Origin of the sequence: Nocardia beijingensis NBRC 16342 (genome assembly GCF_001612785.1) — a bacterium.
Lineage (GTDB): Bacteria > Actinomycetota > Actinomycetes > Mycobacteriales > Mycobacteriaceae > Nocardia > Nocardia beijingensis.
Map to the genome: position 1 here is coordinate 66,867 of NZ_BDBC01000012.1, position 17,944 is coordinate 84,810.

At 69.6% G+C, this 17,944-nt stretch carries 17 protein-coding genes; 7 read left to right on the forward strand and 10 right to left on the reverse strand.

The features are described 5' to 3' along the window. Positions 1-1,296, reverse strand: coding sequence for a glycosyltransferase 87 family protein (locus NB3_RS08100; RefSeq protein WP_067798921.1), 1,296 nt, complete (start codon positions 1,294-1,296; stop codon positions 1-3). Between the two features lie 126 nt (positions 1,297-1,422). Between NB3_RS08100 and NB3_RS08105 the strand changes: the two genes are divergently transcribed. Next, complete coding sequence (locus NB3_RS08105; protein WP_067798924.1) at positions 1,423-2,058, forward strand: UdgX family uracil-DNA binding protein; 636 nt, start codon at positions 1,423-1,425, stop codon at positions 2,056-2,058. A 27-nt stretch (positions 2,059-2,085) separates the two neighbouring features. Beyond that, positions 2,086-2,475: an ankyrin repeat domain-containing protein gene (locus NB3_RS08110; RefSeq protein ID WP_067798927.1), complete on the forward strand. Its 390-nt coding sequence runs from the start codon at positions 2,086-2,088 to the stop codon at positions 2,473-2,475. 5 nt (positions 2,476-2,480) lie between these two features. Here the strand turns inward: NB3_RS08110 and NB3_RS08115 are convergent, their stop codons facing one another. Further along, positions 2,481-3,854: an FAD-dependent oxidoreductase gene (locus NB3_RS08115; protein WP_067798929.1), complete on the reverse strand. Its 1,374-nt coding sequence runs from the start codon at positions 3,852-3,854 to the stop codon at positions 2,481-2,483. Positions 3,855-4,007: 153 nt separating this feature from the next. On the opposite strand from NB3_RS08115, the gene NB3_RS08120 reads away from it, so the two are divergent. Together NB3_RS08120 and NB3_RS08125 are read left to right on the forward strand one after the other, a co-directional pair. Beyond that, on the forward strand, positions 4,008-5,570 hold the full coding sequence (locus NB3_RS08120; protein ID WP_067799523.1) for an amino acid permease: 1,563 nt from the start codon (positions 4,008-4,010) through the stop codon (positions 5,568-5,570). Positions 5,571-5,647: 77 nt separating this feature from the next. Then, complete coding sequence (locus tag NB3_RS08125) at positions 5,648-6,379, forward strand: hypothetical protein (protein WP_157111633.1); 732 nt, start codon at positions 5,648-5,650, stop codon at positions 6,377-6,379. On the opposite strand, the gene NB3_RS08130 is transcribed toward NB3_RS08125, so the two are convergent. Both NB3_RS08130 and NB3_RS08135 read right to left on the reverse strand, forming a co-directional pair. After that, entirely contained in the window at positions 6,352-6,852 is a 501-nt protein-coding gene (locus NB3_RS08130; RefSeq protein ID WP_067798935.1) for a carboxymuconolactone decarboxylase family protein, read from the reverse strand. The genes NB3_RS08125 and NB3_RS08130 overlap by 28 nt on opposite strands. Beyond that, positions 6,849-7,931: an NAD(P)H-dependent amine dehydrogenase family protein gene (locus NB3_RS08135; RefSeq protein WP_067798937.1), complete on the reverse strand. Its 1,083-nt coding sequence runs from the start codon at positions 7,929-7,931 to the stop codon at positions 6,849-6,851. The genes NB3_RS08130 and NB3_RS08135 overlap by 4 nt, the downstream gene beginning before the upstream one ends. Positions 7,932-8,363: 432 nt before the next feature. Between NB3_RS08135 and NB3_RS08140 the strand changes: the two genes are divergently transcribed. The 3 genes from NB3_RS08140 to NB3_RS08150 all read left to right on the forward strand — a co-directional run bounded on the left by NB3_RS08140 (position 8,364) and on the right by NB3_RS08150 (position 12,778). Then, complete coding sequence (locus NB3_RS08140) at positions 8,364-10,454, forward strand: tetratricopeptide repeat protein (RefSeq protein WP_067798939.1); 2,091 nt, start codon at positions 8,364-8,366, stop codon at positions 10,452-10,454. A gap of 281 nt (positions 10,455-10,735) precedes the next feature. Beyond that, positions 10,736-11,548, forward strand: coding sequence for a 23S ribosomal RNA methyltransferase Erm (gene erm, locus NB3_RS08145; RefSeq protein WP_084485981.1), 813 nt, complete (start codon positions 10,736-10,738; stop codon positions 11,546-11,548). Between the two features lie 66 nt (positions 11,549-11,614). Next, positions 11,615-12,778: a lactate 2-monooxygenase gene (locus tag NB3_RS08150; RefSeq protein ID WP_244891808.1), complete on the forward strand. Its 1,164-nt coding sequence runs from the start codon at positions 11,615-11,617 to the stop codon at positions 12,776-12,778. An 82-nt stretch (positions 12,779-12,860) separates the two neighbouring features. Here NB3_RS08150 and thpD read toward each other — a convergent pair whose 3' ends face one another. The 6 genes from thpD to NB3_RS08180 all read right to left on the reverse strand — a co-directional run bounded on the left by thpD (position 12,861) and on the right by NB3_RS08180 (position 17,937). After that, positions 12,861-13,766, reverse strand: a complete 906-nt coding sequence (gene thpD / locus NB3_RS08155) for an ectoine hydroxylase (RefSeq protein ID WP_067798945.1) — start codon at positions 13,764-13,766, stop codon at positions 12,861-12,863. An 8-nt stretch (positions 13,767-13,774) separates the two neighbouring features. Beyond that, positions 13,775-14,173: an ectoine synthase gene (locus tag NB3_RS08160; protein WP_067798947.1), complete on the reverse strand. Its 399-nt coding sequence runs from the start codon at positions 14,171-14,173 to the stop codon at positions 13,775-13,777. Beyond that, positions 14,170-15,447, reverse strand: coding sequence for a diaminobutyrate--2-oxoglutarate transaminase (gene ectB, locus NB3_RS08165; protein WP_067798950.1), 1,278 nt, complete (start codon positions 15,445-15,447; stop codon positions 14,170-14,172). The genes NB3_RS08160 and ectB overlap by 4 nt, the downstream gene beginning before the upstream one ends. Further along, positions 15,444-16,046, reverse strand: a complete 603-nt coding sequence (gene ectA / locus NB3_RS08170) for a diaminobutyrate acetyltransferase (RefSeq protein WP_084485983.1) — start codon at positions 16,044-16,046, stop codon at positions 15,444-15,446. Before ectA ends, ectB begins: the two co-directional genes overlap by 4 nt. 84 nt (positions 16,047-16,130) lie before the next feature. Continuing rightward, positions 16,131-17,171: an ATP-binding protein gene (locus NB3_RS08175; RefSeq protein ID WP_244891809.1), complete on the reverse strand. Its 1,041-nt coding sequence runs from the start codon at positions 17,169-17,171 to the stop codon at positions 16,131-16,133. Between the two features lie 55 nt (positions 17,172-17,226). Continuing rightward, positions 17,227-17,937 (reverse strand): response regulator transcription factor, encoded by a 711-nt coding sequence (locus NB3_RS08180; protein WP_067798959.1) that lies wholly within the window; start codon positions 17,935-17,937, stop codon positions 17,227-17,229. Positions 17,938-17,944: the final 7 nt, after the last annotated feature.

Here is a 17,944-nt window from a genome sequence, read left to right on the forward strand (position 1 = left end):
TCAGCGCGCCGACAGGGCTTCGGACGCGCGGACCGGATCATCGGGCGAGAGATCGCCGACGCCCGTGACGTTCCGCCTGGCGGCGGCCAGGAACAGCACGACGAGCACCACGCTGAACCAGACGTAGGTGTTGCCGATGAAATGCTGCCATGGCGTCCACGCGGTCTCCCGATGCTCGCCGTCGGGCAGCCAGTTGTGCGGGCCGATGACGAACACCGCGGCGGTCACCACAAAGGTCACCCACCATCCGATCGCCCGCCGCGCAGGCAGGCGGGACGCGTAACCGACCACGGCGAACAACGCGGGCGCGATCCACACCCAGTGGTGCGACCAGGAGATCGGCGATACCAGCAGCGTGAAGACGGCGTTGAGGGCCAGCGCGAGCGCGGGCAGGTCGGCGGCGCGGCGCATGGCGGTGACGACCAGCGCGAGCAGCAAGGCGCCGAGGACCAGCCAGATGATGGTGAACGCGGGCTCGGGTACTTCGAAGCGAGCGAACACCGCTTGAATCGACTGATTGGTATGGAATGCCGAACCGCTCAGCCCAGACACGTTGCCCAGCCCGCCGAACCAGTACTTCACCGACTCCTTCGGCAGGATCGCGAAGCCGAGCGCCGTCGCGGCGGCGCCGGTGACCGCGGCGGTCGCGGCCGCGCGGTAGTCCCGCCGGACCAGGAAGTAGAGCACGAACGCGGCGGGCGTCAGCTTGATCGCGGCGGCCACGCCGATCAGCACGCCACGGGGCCAGCGCGGCTTGTGAGTGAGGCAATCGGCGGCGACCAGGGCCATCAGCAACAGGTTGACCTGACCGAAGTCCAGCGTGGAGTGGATCGGCTCCAGCAGCAGCCCCAGCGGAGTCGCGCACGCGGTGGCCCAAAGCGCCAGACCCCGCTGTGACTCCTCCGGCCACACCCGCCGCGCCACCAGATACAGCGTCAGCGCGAGGGCGGCCACCGACGAGACGAAGAAGCTCAACGCGGCGACGTCCCACGGCAGCATCGCGAAGGGACCGAGCGCGAGCGCCGCGAAGGGCGGGTAGATGAACGGCAGGCCCGCCCCGATGGTGGTCTGCGGCAGTTGGCCGTACATGTCGGCGCCGTGCCGCATGGCATCCACACCGAGGCGATACACCTGCAGGTCGATGAACCCGCCGGTGATCTTGTGGAACGGCCAGACCGGTGTCAGCAGACAGAACGCGGAGAACGCGAGCGCCAGGACCGGCGCCGGGCGCAGCACGCGCGCGAGTCGACGGTTCTGGGATATCGGCGTTCCGGCGGTGGCGGTGACACTACTCATCCGCGGCGACTATACCGACCCGGGTCCGGTCGTTCACCACATGGGAGGCAGATTCGCGGCTCTCGCGTGAGGGTCGCGGAAACGGGTAAGCCGCCACCAGCACAAGGCGGCAGAGGAGGTCGGCCCATGGCTACGAAGGCGCCAGGCGCCGCGATGTACGTCCCCGAGGACGCGGACCTCACGCGGTTGCGGCAGGCGGCCTGCGGCTGCCGCGGATGCGATCTCTACCGCCACGCCACCCAGACGGTGTTCGGCGCCGGGCCGGGTGACGCCGAGGTGGTGCTGATCGGCGAGCAGCCGGGCGATCAGGAGGACGTGGCGGGCCAGCCGTTCGTCGGCCCGGCGGGGCGGCTGCTCGATCGGGCGCTGGCGGAGGTCGGCATCGACCGCGACGCGGTCTACCTGACCAACGCGGTGAAACACTTCAAGTTCGTGGAGCGCGGCAAGCGGCGCATCCACAAACAACCGGGCCGCACCGAAGTGGTCGCCTGCTCGGCCTGGCTCGACGCCGAACTCGCTCTGCTGCGGCCGCGGTTGGTGGTGTGTCTGGGCGCGATCGCCGCGCAGGCGGTGCTCGGCCCCGCGTTCAAGGTCAGCACACGCCGCGGCGAGGTCGTCGAGACGGCGCAGTTCCGTGCGATCGCCACCGTGCACCCGTCCTCGGTGCTGCGCGCGCCCGACCGGACCGCCGCCTACGAAGCGTTCGCCGCGGACCTGCGTATCGTGCGCGAACAGCTGGGAAAGCCTGCGGCGGCGCGCTGACCGCGCGGCCGGGACAGGAGTGAGCGGATGAGCGCCGACGAGATCGACCCCGAACTGCTCGAACTGGCCGCCAAGGTGTTCGACTTCGCCCGCCGCGGCGACACCGCGAGGTTGGCCGCCTACGTGGACGCGGGCGTGCCGGTCGACCTCACCAACGACGCGGGCGACACCCTGCTCATGCTCGCCGCCTACCACGGGCACGCCGACGCCGTCGCGGCGCTGCTGCAACGGTCGGCCGATCCGGACCGCGCCAACGACAAAGGCCAGACCCCGCTGGCCGGAGCGGTGTTCAAGGGCGAGACCGAGATCGTCCGGCAACTCGCCGCGGCGGGGGCCGACCCCGACGCGGGCACCCCGAGCGCCCGCGACGCGGCGGTGATGTTCGGCAGGACCGAGCTGCTGGAGCTCTTCGGCTGAGCGGGCTACCCGCGCTCGCGCACCGCGGTGACGGCCTTGCGCGCCGCCACCAGCACCGGGTCCCAGACCGGGGAGAACGGCGGCGCGTAACCGAGGTCGAGCATCGTCATCTGCTCGACGGTCATCCGGGCGGTCAGCGCGACCGCAGCGATGTCGACGCGCTTGCCCGCGCCTTCGCGTCCCACGATCTGGGTGCCGAGCAAGCGTCCGGTGAACCGCTCGGCGAGCATCTTGACCGTCATCGGCGCCGCGTCCGGATAGTAGCCGGCGCGGCTGGTGGATTCGATCGTGACGGTCACGTATTGCAGGCCCGCCGCGTGCGCGTCCTTCTCGCGCAGGCCGGTTCGGGCGACCTCGAGCGCGCAGACCTTGCTGACCGCGGTGCCGACGACGCCGGGAAACAGCGCGTAGCCACCGCCGATGTTCGCGCCGATGATCTGACCGTGCTTGTTGGCATGGGTGCCGAGCGGGATGTGGCGTTCGCGGCCGGACACCAGGTCGAGCACCTCGACGCAATCGCCGCCCGCCCAGATGTTCTCGTGCCCGCGCACCCGCATGGCGGGATCGGTTCGCAGCCCGCCGTACTCCCCCACCGGCAGACCGGCGGCGCGGGCCAGTGCGGTCTCCGGGCGCACGCCGATGCCGAGCACCACCACATCCGCCGGGTATTCGGCGGTGTCGGTGACGACCGCGGCGACCCGGCCGTCGTCATCGGTACGGAACTGCGTCACCTCCGCCGCGCCGACCACCTTGATGCCCATGCCGCACATCGCGTCGCGCACCAGGGCTCCCATGTCGGAATCGAGCGTCGACATGGGTTCGCGGCCGCGGTTGACCATCGTGACGTCGTAGCCGCGCCGGATGAGGGCCTCGGCCATCTCCACCCCGATGTAACCGGCCCCCACCACGACGGCCCGGTTGCCGCGCGTCCGTTCCAGCGTGTCGAGCAGCGCTTGCCCGTCGTCGAGGGTCTGCACGCCGTGCACACCGTCCGCGTCGATGCCGGGCAGCGCGGGCCGGATCGGGCGGGCTCCGGTGGCGAGGACGAGGTGGTCGTAGGACATCCATGCCGAATCGCCGGTTTCGCGGTCACGGTGGCGCACGCGCGCCCGGTCGACATCCACCTCGGTCACCTCGGTGCGCAACCGCAGGTCGATCTCTCGGGCGCGATGTTCTTCGGGCGTGCGGGCGATCAGCGCGTCCCGGTCGGCGACGTGACCGCCGACCCAGTACGGAATGCCGCAGGCCGAGTAGGAGGTGAACCCGCCGCGTTCGAAGACCACGATGTCCAGCGCGCTCGGGTCCTTCATCCGGCGCGCCTGCGAGGCCGCCGACATTCCGGTCGCGTCACCGCCGATGACCACCAGTCGCTCACTCATGGCTAAACGCTACGTTCAGCGCGCCCCGAGCGGGCCCGTGGGCCGGGCGCCGCCGCGAATTCGCTGGTTGCGCTGCGGGTGACCGATCGGTACTTCACACTGATCTTCTGGCAGACGCGGTATGAGGGCAGCGTTTTCACCCGGGAGCACGACATGACCGAAACCCGAACCCCTTCCGACGACGAACGTCGGCTCGCCGAACTGGGCTACAAACAAGAACTGGCCAGGTCCTGGTCGGGTTTCTCGAATTTCGCCATCAGCTTCACGATCGTGTCCATCCTGACCGGCGGATTGGCCAGTTACGGCATCGGTCTGGCCAACGGCGGCCCGATCACCATGGCCTGGGGGTGGCCGCTGGTCTCGATCATGGTGCTGTTCGTCGGGCTGGCCATGGCGGAACTCGCCTCCGCCTATCCGACCTCGGGCGGGCTGTACTGGTGGGCCGCCGAACTGGGCGGACCGGTGTGGGGCTGGTTCACCGGATGGTTCAACCTGATCGGGCAGATCGCCGTCACCGCGGCGATCGATTACGGCGCCGCCATCTTCACCACCGTGGTGCTGAACGTCGTCGGAATCGACATCGGCACCGACCGGACGGCGATCTTCCTGGTGTTCGCCGCCATCCTGGTCTTGCACGCCGTCTTGAACGTCATCGGTCCGCACCTGTCGGCGGTGATCAACAACGTGTCCGCGTGGTGGCACGTCGGCGGCGTCGCGATCTTCGTCGTGGTCCTCGGGTTCGGAGCGGAGCACCATCAAAGCGCCAGATTCGTCTTCACCGAGACGGTCGACAACAGCGCGATCGGATTCGGCGGGGTGGCGTTCAGCTTCCTGCTCGGCCTGCTGCACGCGCAGTACACGTTCACCGGCTACGACGCCTCCGCGCACATGTCGGAGGAAACGCACGACGCGTCCCGGATGGCGGCCAAAGGCATCATCAACACGATCGTCGTGTCGGCGATTGCCGGATACCTGCTCATCATGGCGGTGACGTTCGCCATCCCGGATCTGGACGCCGCGCTCGATCCCGCGCAGAACAGCGGCTATCCCGTGATCTACATCCTGGAGAACTCGCTGAACGGCTTCTGGTCGGGTCTGCTGCTGATCATCGCGGCGGTGGCGCAATTGTTCTGCGGATACGCCTCGGTGACCTCGGCGTCCCGGATGCTGTTCGCGTTCGCGCGCGACGGCGCGGTACCGGGTTCGAGGTACTGGGCGCGGCTTTCCGCGCGCAAGGTACCCGTGCACGCGGTGCTGTTCATCTCGTTCTTCGCGTTCCTGCTGCTGATTCCCTCGATGCTGGTGCCCGCGGCCGACGCGCCGACCGCCTACGCCGCGGCGACCTCGATCGCGACCATCGGGCTCTACATCGCCTACGGCATTCCGATTCTGCTGCGGCAGCGGCACGGGAGCCGATTCCGCACCGGCCCATGGCGATTGGGGGCCTGGTATCGCCCGGTCGGTCTGGTCGCGTTGGGCTGGATCGCGCTGATCAGTTTTCTGTTCATCCTGCCCACCGACGCCCGCGGTTATCCCTGGCACAGCGAGTTCACCTGGAACACAGTGAATTACGCGCCGATCGCACTGGTCGGCGTGGTGGGCGCGATCGGCATCTGGTGGCTGGTGTCGGCCCGGACCTGGTTCACCGGGCCGAAACGGACGGTGGACGAGCCGCCCGCGGGCCGGCCGGAGGAAGAGGCGCCGGCCAACGCCTGAGGCGTGACCCGGCCGGTGGTGGCCTTCTCGTTCCGGCGTGTCGAGTTTGTCGGTCGCGGTCGCTAGGGTGTGTCGGCATGGAAAGGACCGACCTGGTGCGATTTTCGCCCGCCGGGAGAATTGTGTTCCCGGGAAATCCGTGGCCGGAAGGGCACGCGATCGAGGAGTTCGCGTGGACCGGCCGCATGGACCAGGCCGGTAGCCTGTGGTTCGATCTGCATCTGCGCTCCGCGGCGTACAACGCCGAACGCGACCCCGACCACGGCGAGGAGGACGGCGAGGACTGGTTGTCGCCGATCGTCTGGCAGAACTATCACAGCTGCACGCTCTCGTCCACCTACTGGGGCGAGGACGACGCCACCGGGTTGCGCGCCGCGGCGCCCGGCCGGCCCTTTCTGCTGAGATCCGAACAGCCGCAGTGCCTCACGGTCGACCCGCTCCCCCTCGCGCACGCCGACGACATCGAAGGCCTGGCGTTCAACATCTATCTGCTCGGGCACGACTCGGTCGCCGACCAGGAAGTGTCGTTCACCCGGCGCCCCGACGGCAGGCACGACATCCACTGGCAGGGTCGCATCGCGCTGACCTACGCCGGGCAGGTGGAATTCCGGTACGGATTCCGCGCCCGGATATCCGGAGCCACCCTGGAGTACATCCGCTTTCCCGCGCAGATCTCCGCCGATCGAGCGCTTCGCCAGCTCGCCGCGGTGCTCGACGCTCCGGAGGAGTTCGAGCTGGGCCTGGTCGACGGGCAGCCGGCATGGGTGTCGAGACACCCGGCTCAGCGGCTCCGACGGTCGCCGGAATGACCCGGCAGCACGCACACCGAGTCCAGGCCGAGCACATGGTTGAGCCGGCCGAACGCCAGCCACGATCCGATGCACATGCTCAGCTCGACCACTTCCGCCTGGCTGTAGCGGGCGAGCATCCGGCGCCAGAACTCCTCGTCCAGGTGGTGATGATCGGTGGCGTATCGCTCGGCGTATTCGGCGGCGAGCCGGGTGCGTTCGTCGAAGGCTTCGGTGGTGCGCCAGTTCGTGACGGCGTCGGCGAATTCCGGCTCGACCTTGCTCCCATCGCGTTCGGTGCGCCAGTCCATGCAGAACAGGCATCCGTTGATCTGGGCGATACGCAGCCGGGCCGCCTCGAACTCGCGCAGGCCCAGCGTGCTGTGCGAGTACACCGCCAGCGAGAAATTCGAGGCGGCGACGCCGATGCCGGGCACCATCTCGCCCCAGACGTAGCCGATCGGATCCTTGCCCGCGGGGACGTCGATGATCATGGATGTTTCCTTCCGAGTTTGCCGACCGCGGGACGCAGGGGGACATCCAGCGCGTCATAGAGTCCTGGTTGCGCCGCCACCAGCCAGTCGATGGCGCCGACCAGGCGGCCGACGGCCGTGGCGTTCCCGCCCGCGGAGCGGTTGCCGTCTTCGTCGGTCGCCTCGACGGTGACCTCGATGCGCGGGTGGCCCTCGATGATCACCCGGTGCGCCCCCGCGCCGCCGTCGGCGGGTGCGGGCCAGTCCGGCGCGCAGGAGGGATGGATGCGGGTGACGTGCTCGACGATCAGCCGCGGCTGCCCCGCGACGATGCCCTGCACTTCGAATCGCACGGCGCCTTGCGTGCCTGCGGCGAACTGCCCCATGGAGGCCGTGGTGACCGTGGTGTCCAGGGCGCGCCGGTCGAGCGTCTCGCGGATCTCGTCGAGTTCGGCGCCGAGCGCCCGTGCCATCAGCCGGATCTGCCCGCCCCACACCATGGTCGGCACCGACGGCGCGAGCATCGGCGGCTGATAGTCCATCGGCTGGCCCATGCCGACCAGATAGCGCACCGAGTCCGGCTGGTCGTAGGTGGAGTAGTCGAAGATCTCCTGGCAGCGAATCGTCTCCACCGTGCTGCCGAGCCCGCTGATCAGCAGTGGCAGCACGTCGTTGCCCCAGCCGGGATCGATGCCGGAGACGAACAGCGAGCCGCCGCCCTCGGCGATCGCCGCCAGCACCGGCTCGCGTACCTGCGGCGGTGCGTTGCGCGGATCGTAGAGAGCGTAGAGGGCCGGGGTGACGACCACCGCGCCGGCCCGCAGTGCCCGCACGATATCGGCGAGCGCGTCGTCGGGCCGGATGTCGCCGGAAGCCGCGTAGACCACCGCGTCCGGGCGCGCGGCGAGGACTCCGTCGACATCGCCGCAGGCGGCGATACCGAGTTCCCGCTCGAGTCCGCCGAGTTCGCCCGCGTCGCGCCCGATCTTCGCCGGGTCGTGCACCAGCACTCCGGTCAATCGCAGCGCGGGGTGAGCATCGACGGCCCGAATGGACGCCCGGCCGACATTGCCGGTTCCCCAGACCACCGTGGAGATCATCGATCGAGCGTAGCAAGCGCTTGGTCGGCTGGTCGGCGTTCCGGCAAAGCGGCCAACACCCGCGGCGCGGCGCTTCCGGTCCCGCACGACGATGCGAGGCCTATGGCGCACCCCGCCACTCGGCCTGCCGAACCGGTGCACCGTGGGGCACACGACGGCAGCGCCGGGCAGGGGCAATGCCGATGCGGTCGCCATCGCGACGGCCTGTCTCCGGCCAAGGACGACGCGCGCCGCTCGATTCCGCGCGGACGGCCCGCGCCCCACTGCGCACCATTGGGAAATAGCGCGAAGTCCCCGGTAGCGTTGGGGCTCGGGGCATTACCCACCGCCTCGGGATTGCGGCGCGGTTCCGGTTCGCGGCGAGTACGGTATACCCCGCTGCCCGGCGCGGGGGCGGTGGTAGGGATCGGGTGGAAAGGCAGGCGCGCGACAGTGAACGAGCGGTATTCGTCGTGGGCTGCCCGGAATACGCCCGAAGAGCTGCCGCTGGCCGCACGTTATCAGAGCGCGGATCCGATCCGCTGGCACGGCAGCATGGTCTACCCGATGTACACCGAGCAGGTCGGCCCCGCCCCCACCACCGTCACCTTGACGATGATCTCCGCCGCCCCGCCCGCCGGACTGCGCGGGCTCGGCATGGGGCTCTCGGTCGTCGACGGATATCTGGACCTGCACGGACGTTCACTCGCCGGCGTCGACGCGTGGAGCGACGCGCTCGCCGCGGGGGTCAGCTTCGACGTCACGCCCACCGCGCCGGTGACCCTGGTGACCCTGACCCCGGTCTGGGTGGACGAATTCGGCACGCAGAAGTCGTGGGCGGGCAACTACGGCATCGTCGTCGAACACCGGCCCAACGGTCGCGTCGTGTTGTGGTGCAGCATCGGCGAGGGGCCACCCAACTTCGCGAACCTGGTCGTGGAGCTGTCCACCGCTCCCACGCCCGTCGCACCGCAGCCGCCCGCGACCGCTCCGAGTGGCACGAACCCGTCCATCCCGCACGCGGTCTCGTCGGCGGGCCCGCCGACCCTGCCGACCATGCCGGTTCCGCGTATCGACGCCGCGAGCCTACCCAGGGCTCGCGCCGAACGGCCCGCCGCCGATCCGGCCGCAGCTGTCGGCGACGGGCCGGGGAAGACCCAGCAGCACGCCCCGCCCCGCCGCGCGGGCAGTCTCTTCGTGAATTTGCAGTCGTCCCGGGCCGCGCGATCCACTCCGGAAACTCCGCATCCTGCTCCCGGCACCCGAACCCGGGACAGCGCGCATGCGGCGCCGAGTTCGCCCGCCGAGCAATTCGTCACCAGCGCCGCGCACAGCGGGCACAATTCCCTCGCCGGTGACATCGCACCCGAAGCCAATGGCGTGCTGGCCTCGCCCGGATCGCAGCCGCAGGCCGAGATCTGCGCACAACATCTCGATTCCCGCCCCGGGACGGCGCCCGAAAGGCCCGGCGGGCGGCGGAGTCCGGCCACCACCGCGGGTGGATCCTCCGGCGGCAGCGCGGCGGCGGCGGACTCGTACGGAACCTTCGGACCGCCGGTCGCGCATACGTATCCACCCGTGGGCCCAGCGCGCTCCAGCACCGGCCCGCTGGTCGGCGCTGCACCCCCCGCATCGAGCGCTCCGCTCGCGATGGACGGCCCGAGCACCGCATCCGGCCCGATCGTCGCGAACCCCTTGACCGCGAACCCGTACCGCGCGCTCGACCCTGGCGGCACGCACGCCCCTCCGCAGGCAGAACCTTCGCTTCCCGGGCCCGCTCCCGCAGGGCCGCAAGCTACCCGAACTCTTCCCGGCCCTGCCGCGACTCCCCCTGCGGCGGACACTCCACGCTCGGGGCCGAGTGCGCAGGTCGTGAACTCTCCCACCACGACGGAGCCATATCGCGCATTCGACCTCGCGGGCCCGCCCGCCCGGCCCCTCGCCCAGACTCCGCCCGCGGATTCCGGCGCCGCGGCCGCGGAACCGACTCACGCACCGAGCGCATCGAACCTCACCGCCGGCGCCCAGGTATCGCAGGCGCCATCCCCTGAGGAACCTGTCCGTGAATTCGACGCGGCGGTCACCCCCGGCAGCCCCACGGAGAGTGCGCCGAGTAACCGGGCCCCCGACACCGCGTCGGCGGTGGAAGGGATTCCGCAACCCACCGAACGACCCGCCGCGCCGACGCGCACCGGCGAGTCCAAGACGTCGGGCGACCCCGGGTACCGCGGCGCGCTCTACGAACTCGGCGTCGCGATGTACCGCCGCGGCGAGGAAGAACAGGCGTGCGGACTGTGGACGCAGGCCTCCGACGCCGGGCACGCGGGCGCCGCGTACGAACTCGGCATGGTGCGGCTACGGCGCGGCGACCCCGTCGGGGCCGAATCCTGGTGGCGCACCGCCGCCGACCGTCGCGAGCCGCGCGCCATCGCCGAACTCGCCGATCTGCTCGACCAACTCGGCAAGCACGCGGAGGCCAAGTCCTGGCGGGTCTACGCCGCCGAGCAGCAAGACCGGGGCGTTGTGGGCCAGTCGGCGCGCTGACCCCTCCGAAAAGAAGTGGCAGACGACCGCGCGGATGTCATACGGTGCCGCACATGTGCGGCAGTCCCGGGATGAACGGAGCGTACGCGGTCGGCGCGTATCACATCCGGCTGCGTGCGGAGGCCCGGACTCTGCCGATGCACCGTAGCGCTCCGATCATCTGCTGATCCGTTCGAGCGGAATCCCCGTCGGCGACCGGTAGCGGTCGCCGGATTCGTGCCCCGGCATGGGTCCGGGCGAATCGACCTTCCCGATTCGACCACTCCGTTCGGAGGACACCCATGTCCCGCCATCGTTCCCTTTCGCGCGCCCACGGCGGCGCGAGTCACCCGGCGACTACGCGCAAGCGGCTGTCGCAGAATTTCCTCACCGACGCGCGCGCCGCCCGGCTGATCGTGCGCGCCTCCGGCGTCACCGCCGGCGACCTCGTCCTCGAAGCCGGACCAGGCGACGGCATGCTGACCCGGCACTTGCTGGACGTCGGCAGCCGGGTCCTCGCCTACGAGAAGGATCACCGCTACGTGGCGCTGCTGCGCCGCCGATACGCGGACGATCCACGAATTCGCCTGTATCACAGGGATTTCCGCACTGCACGCCCGCCGCGGGAACCGTTCGCGGTCGTGGCCAACGTGCCGTTCGCGGTCACCACCGACATCGTGCGCTGGTGCCTGGCCGCCGACGGGCTCACCTCCGCGACCCTGCTCACCCAGCTCGAATTCGCCCGCAAGCACTCCGGTGACTACGGCCGGTGGACCAAGCTCACCGTGGTCCACTGGCCCACGACGGCGATCGAACTGGGCGCGCGCGTCGGCAGGCGCAGCTTCCACCCGGTCCCCGGAGTCGATGCCGCCGTCCTGCGGTTGCGCGCCCGGCCCGCCCCGCTGCTGCCATGCGACCAACTCGCCGCGTACCGCGAACTCGTCGAGCTGGGATTCTCCGGAGTCGGAGGAAGCGTGGCCGCGTCCTTGCGGCGGCAGTTTCCCGCGCGTGCGGTGCGCAGCGCCTGCGGGGCGGCCGGGATACCGCTCGATCGGCCGGTCGGGCTGGTCTCCCCGGATCGCTGGCTCGCACTGTTCCGCGCGTTGTCCGCCTGAGGAGAACCAACCCGCTACAGGAACGTATCGGATACATTCATGCATCGAGACGTGGACAGGAGCAGCGTGACCAACTTCGGCGACTACCAGAACGAGATCTACTTCCAAGGCCTCGGGGGCGTGCTGCCCGATTTCCCGATGACGTATGCCGACCTGGAAGCCAAGGCACAGGCGGCGCTGCCACCGGGCATCTGGTCGTATGTCGCGGGCGGAGCAGGCGACGAACTCACCCAGCGTGCCAATGTGACGGCGTTCGAGAAACTGGGCCTGATCCCCCGCATGCTGCGCGCGAGCAAGACACGCGACCTCTCGATCGAACTGTTCGGCATGACGCTGCCGACGCCGATCTTCCTGGCCCCGGTCGGGGTGATCGGACTGTGCGCTCAGGACGGGCACGGCGACATCGCCACCGCCAAGGCCGCGGCGCGCACCGGCGTGCCGATGATCGCCTCCACCCTCACCGTCGATCCGCTCGAGCAGGTCGCGGCGGAGTTCGGCGACACCCCCGGCATGTTCCAGCTCTACACCCCCACCGATCGAGACCTCGCGCAGAGCCTGGTCCGACGGGCGGAGGCGGCGGGATTCAAGGCCATCGTGGTCACCCTGGACACCTGGGTGCCGGGCTGGCGCCCGCGCGACCTGTCGGTGTCCAACTTCCCGCAGCTGCGCGGCCACTGCCTGGCCAACTATTTCAGCGATCCGGTCTTCCGCGCCCTGCTGCCCAGCCCGCCCGAACAGGACCCGAAGACCGCCATCCTGACCTGGATCTCGCTCTTCGGCAATCCGTTGACCTGGGACGACCTGGCGTGGCTCCGCTCGCTGACCGACCTGCCGCTCGTCCTCAAGGGCATCTGCCACCCCGACGACGCGCGGCGCGCCAAGGACGCGGGGGTCGACGGCGTCTACTGCTCCAATCACGGTGGCAGGCAGGCCAACGGTGGCATTCCGGCGATCGAGCATCTGCCGGAAGTGGTGGCGGCCGCCGACGGCCTTCCGGTGCTGTTCGACTCCGGCGTCCGCACCGGGGCCGACATCGTCAAAGCGCTGGCGCTCGGCGCCACGGCCGTCGGCCTCGGCCGCCCCTACCCCTACGGCCTCGCCCTCGGAGGCGTCGACGGGCTCGTGCACGTGGTGCGTTCGCTGCTCGCCGAGGCCGATCTGCTGATGGCAGTGGACGGTTACCCGACGATCGCCGACCTCGGTCCGGAAGCGATCCGGCGGCTCGCCTGACACGGGGAACACGCGAAACGCCCCGCGCGTGCGGCCCGCCCCTGGGAGGGAGCGAGCCGCACGCGCGGGGCGGTCGCCGAGATCAGGCCGACAGCGGCGTGAAGTCGCGGCTGCCGATGTACTCCGGTCGCGGCGCGGGCGCGGCGAACGGCTCGACCAGCGTGTTGTGCACGCTGTTGAACACCACGAAGATGTTCGAGCGCGGGAACGGCGTGATGTTGTTCGACGACCCGTGCATCAGGTTGGAGTCGAACAACAGCGCCGAGCCGGCCCGGCCGGTGAACTGACTGATCCCGTACCGGTTCGCGAGCGCGGTGACGTCGTCGGTCGTCGGCACGCCGATCTCCTGCTCCTGCAACGATTCCCGGTAGTGCTCGGCCGGAGTGCTGCCCAGGCACGGCACGAAGGTGTGGTGCGAGCCCGGCATCACCATGAGACTGCCGTTGATCGGATAGTTGTCGGTCAGCGCGATCGACAGACTCACCGCACGCGGCGCGGGCATGCCGTCCTCGGCGTGCCAGGTCTCGAAATCGGAGTGCCAGTAGAAACCGGTGCCGCGGAAGCCGGGCATGTAGTTCACCCGGCTCTGGTGCACGTACACCGGCGACCCGAGCACCTGCTCGGCCAGCCCGAGCACCCGCGGCTGACGCACCAGTTCGGCGACCGCCTCGCTCAGTTTGTGCACTTCGAAGACCGAACGCACCCGGTTCGACGACTTCTCCACGATGACACGGTCGTCGTCGCGCAGCGCGGGATCGTTGGCCAGCCTGGTGATCTCCTCGCTGTACTCGGCCACTTCCGTCGGCGTGAGCAGCTGGTCCAGGATGGCGAACCCGTCGGCGTCGAACGACGCCAGCTCCTGGCTCTCGATCTCCCCCCACACCGCGGGGTCGGCCCGTTCCAGGTGCGGAGCGGGCGCGCCGAGACGGGTCGGGTAACGATCGTAGCGAGCCGTCTCGGGCGGTGTTTCGATGTGCTGCAGAACCATGGGTGTGCTCAACCTCCGATCGCCGCGTGGACCAGCGGGTAGACGCCGTTGCTGTCGTGAACCTCCTGCCCGGTGACCGGCGGGTTGAACACGCACATCATCCGCATCCTGGTGCGCGCCTCCAAGCGGTGCCGCTCGTGTCCGTCGAGCAGATACATCGAGCCGGGCCCGAGTTCGTAGGTGACGTCGTTGTCCAGATCGGTGAGCGTGCCTTCGCCCTCGACCAGCCATACGGCCTCCACATGGTGCACATAGTGGAACACGTGCACCGTCCCGGCGTCGATGGTGGTTTCGTGGAAGGAGAAGCCGACGCCGTCGCCGCCGAGGACGATGCGCTTGCTACGCCAGCCCTCGCCCGCCACGTCGCGCTCGGTACCGGTGATCTCCGCGGTGCTGCGCACGATCATGCGATCGCCCCCATCCCGCCGCACACCGAATCGACCGCGCCGGTGAGGATCTGCAGGCCCTGGTCGAGTTCGTCGTCGGTGACCGTCAACGGCGGCAGCAACTTCACCACCTCGTCGGTCGAGCCGGAGGTCTCCACCAGCAGTCCGCGTTCGAACGCGATCTGGCAGACCTTGCCTGCCTGCGAGGGATCGTCGAACACCACGCCTTGCACCAGACCGCGTCCACGGGTCGAGACACCGGGGAAGTGATCGGCCATTTCGCCCAGGGTGCGCGCGATCTTCTCGCCCTTGGCCCGCGTCGCCGTCTGCAGAGCGTCGTCGGACCAGTAGTGGCGCAGCGCGGTCGTCGCGGTGACGAACGCGGGGTTGTTGCCGCGAAAGGTTCCGTTGTGCTCGCCCGGCGACCATTCGTCCAACTCCGGCTTGAACAGCACCAGAGCCATCGGAAGCCCGTAACCACCGATCGACTTCGACAGCGTCACGATGTCGGGCGTGATGCCCGCGATCTCGAAGGAGAAGAACGGTCCGGTGCGGCCGCAGCCCATCTGCACGTCGTCGACGATCAGCAGGATCTCGCGCTCGGCGCACAGACCGGCGAGGTGGCGCAGCCACTCGGCGCGGGCGACGTTGACGCCGCCTTCGCCCTGCACCGTCTCCACGATCACCGCGGCGGGGCGGTCGAAGCCGGAGGAGGTGTCGTCGAGCACCTTCGACATCCACTGGAAGTCGGCGGTGGTGCCGTCGAAGTAGCCGTCGTAGGGCATGTGCGCGGCGTGCACCAGTGGCACACCGGCCCCGGCGCGCTTGGCGGCGTTGCCGGTGACCGACAGCGCGCCCAGGGTCATGCCGTGGAACGCGTTGGTGAAGCTGACGATGGTCTCGCGCCCGGTGACCTTGCGTGCCAGCTTGAGCGCGGCCTCCACCGCGTTCGCGCCGGTAGGGCCGGGGAACTGGACCTTGTAGTCGAGGCCGCGCGGGGTGAAGAGGGTGTCGCGCAGCGTCTCCAGCAGTTCTCGCTTGGCCCCGGTCGACATGTCGAGGCCGTGGGTGATGCCGTCACTCGCGATGTAGTCCAGCAGCGCGCTCTTGAGCACGTCGTTGTTGTGGCCGTAGTTCAGCGCGCCCGCGCCCGCGAAGAAGTCCAGGTAATCCTTGCCTTCCTCGTCGCGCAGCCAGCTGCCCTTCGCGGTGGTGAACACGGTGGGCCAGGCGCGGCAGTAACCGCGCACGTTCGACTCCAGACTTTCGAAAACGGTGGTGTCCGCGTTGATCATCGGTGATCCTCCTCGGTGGTGCGGGCGGTCGGGGCTATGCGATACAGGTCTTCGGGTGCGTGGCTGTCGGGAAAGACGCCCGCGTCGAACAAGGGGCGCTTGTGCACGTCGGCGCCGCGCGCCGCGGCCACCGACGTGAACAGCGCCACGGAACCGGCGTTGTCCGGCGAGATGGTCGTTTCGAGCACCGAAACACCCTGAGCGGCAACACTGTTGAGCAACGTGTTGAGCAGCTGGGCGCCGATGCCGCGGCCGCGCTGCGCGCGGTCCACCGCGATCTGCCAGACGAAGACGGTGTCGGGCGCCTGCGGACGGACGAATCCGATCACGTATCCCACGACGCGGCCGTCCGATTCGGCGACCACCGAGCTTCCGGCGAAGTCCCGGCACCACAGCAGGTACGCGTAGCTCGAATTGACGTCGAGCACCGCGGAATCCTTCGCGATCCGCCACATCTGCGCGCCGTCGGCCAAGCGAGGCGTGCGCAGGACCACGGCCGGTCCGGCCTCGTTCCGGGCCGGGGTGGCCCGGAGAGCGGCCGCGGCGTTACCGACCCGCGATCGCTCGATCTCCGCTGGGGACAGGGTTGGCGATGACATACAACTCCCTCGTCTGATCAGCACTACTTATTCAGGCTTGCGAAGCCACTTTGAGGTGAACCTGTCGAGTTCTTTACGGTCGTATTACGGATGGATGTCGCCGAGCCGGGGCAGCCGCACGACGAATCGCGCGCCGCCGCCGGGCCGGTCGGTGCAGTGCACCCGGCCACCGTGCGTGGCGACCGTCTCGGCGACCAGCGCCAAGCCGATCCCCGTCCCGTCCGGTGAACGGCGGCCGCTGCGGGCGGTGGCGAATCGTTCGAAGATGCGGTCGCGATCGGCGGCGGGCACGCCGGGGCCCGCGTCGTCGACGGTGAGCACCGCGTCGGTGCCGTCGCGGTCGACGGTGACCGCGACCACACCGCCGCCGTGTCGGTCGGCGTTGTGCAGCAGGTTGGCCACCGCGCGTTCCAGCTCCACCTTGCGGCCGCGCACGGTGACGTCCTGACGCACCGTGAGCAGCTCACCCGGGTAACGGCGGTCGCCGAGGGTGTGGACCAGCAGGTCGCGCACCGACAGCGGCTCGGCGTCGCCGTGGTGCATGCCCGCTTCCACCCGCGCCAGGGCGAGCAGATCGTCCAGCAGCTTGCGCAGGTGCTCGACCTCGGCGGTGACCAGGCCGAGCGCCCGCTGCGAACGTTCCGGCAGATCGTCGCGGTGCCGGTTGAGCACGTCGACGCCTGCCATCAGGGTGGTCAGCGGCGTGCGCAGCTCGTGGCTGACGTCACCGAAGAGCCGGTGTTCGCGCTCGATGCGTCGTTGCAGCGAGTCCACCATGGTGTTGAACGATTCGACGGTGATCGCCAGATCCTGGTCCCCGGTCGCGGGCAGCCGCTGATCGAGGTCGCCGGAGGCGATCCGCGCCGCGGTGCCCGCGAGCTGGTGCAGCGGTGTCAGCACCCGCCTGCTCGCCCACCAGCCGACGGCCGCGCCGATCGAGGTGACCACGACCGCGCAGCAGATGAGCACGTTGCGCAGCAGATCGAGATCCGCGTTGAGGTCGCCCGGCGATTCGCTGCCCGCGTGCGTTCGCTGCCCTTCCAGGTAGCCGCGGCTGATCACGAAGACCGAAACGACCAGGACCAGCGACATCAGTGCGGCGATGGTCGCGAAGGCTGCGGTCACCCTGGCTCGTAGGCTCCAGGCGTTCGGATTCCAGCGTTCGGCGTCGAGGCAGCGCTCAGCGCCGCACATCGAGCCGATAGCCGAGCCCGCGCACCGTCACCACGATGCGCGGATCGGACGGGTCCCGCTCGATCTTCGTGCGCAAGCGGCGCATGTGCACGTCCACGATGCGCTCGTCGCCGAAAAAGCCACGGTCCCATACCCGTTCGAGCAACACCGTCCGGCTGAGCACGCGACCCGGCGTCTCGGCCAGCTCACACAGCAGCCGGAACTCGGTGAGCGTGAGCCGGATCTCCTCGTCGCCGCGGCGCACCACCCCGCTGTCCCTGGCGAGGACGAGCGGAGCCGTGTCGTCGGCGTCGAGCACCATCTCCTGTGGCGTCTCGCGCTCGGCGGTCAGCCGGGCGCGGCGCCGCACCGCGCGCATACGCGCGGTGATCTCCTTGATCTCGAACGGCTTGGTGACGAAATCATCCGCGCCCGCCTCCAGTGCGGCCACCACGTCGTGGGTGTCGTCGCGGGCGCTGACCACGATGATCGGGACGTCGTGGTCGCGGCGGATCTCCCGGATACATTCGAATCCGTCCATGCCGCCGAGCATCAGATCGACGATCATCACATCGGGAACACCGTTGCTGCGCAGATGAGTGAGCGCGTCCTCGGCTTCCTCCGCCTCGTCGACGTCGTATCCCTCGTCCTCCATAGCGAGCCGTAACGCACCACGGACCCGGTCGTCGTCTTCCACGATCATCAGGTTTGCGCTCAAGACCTTA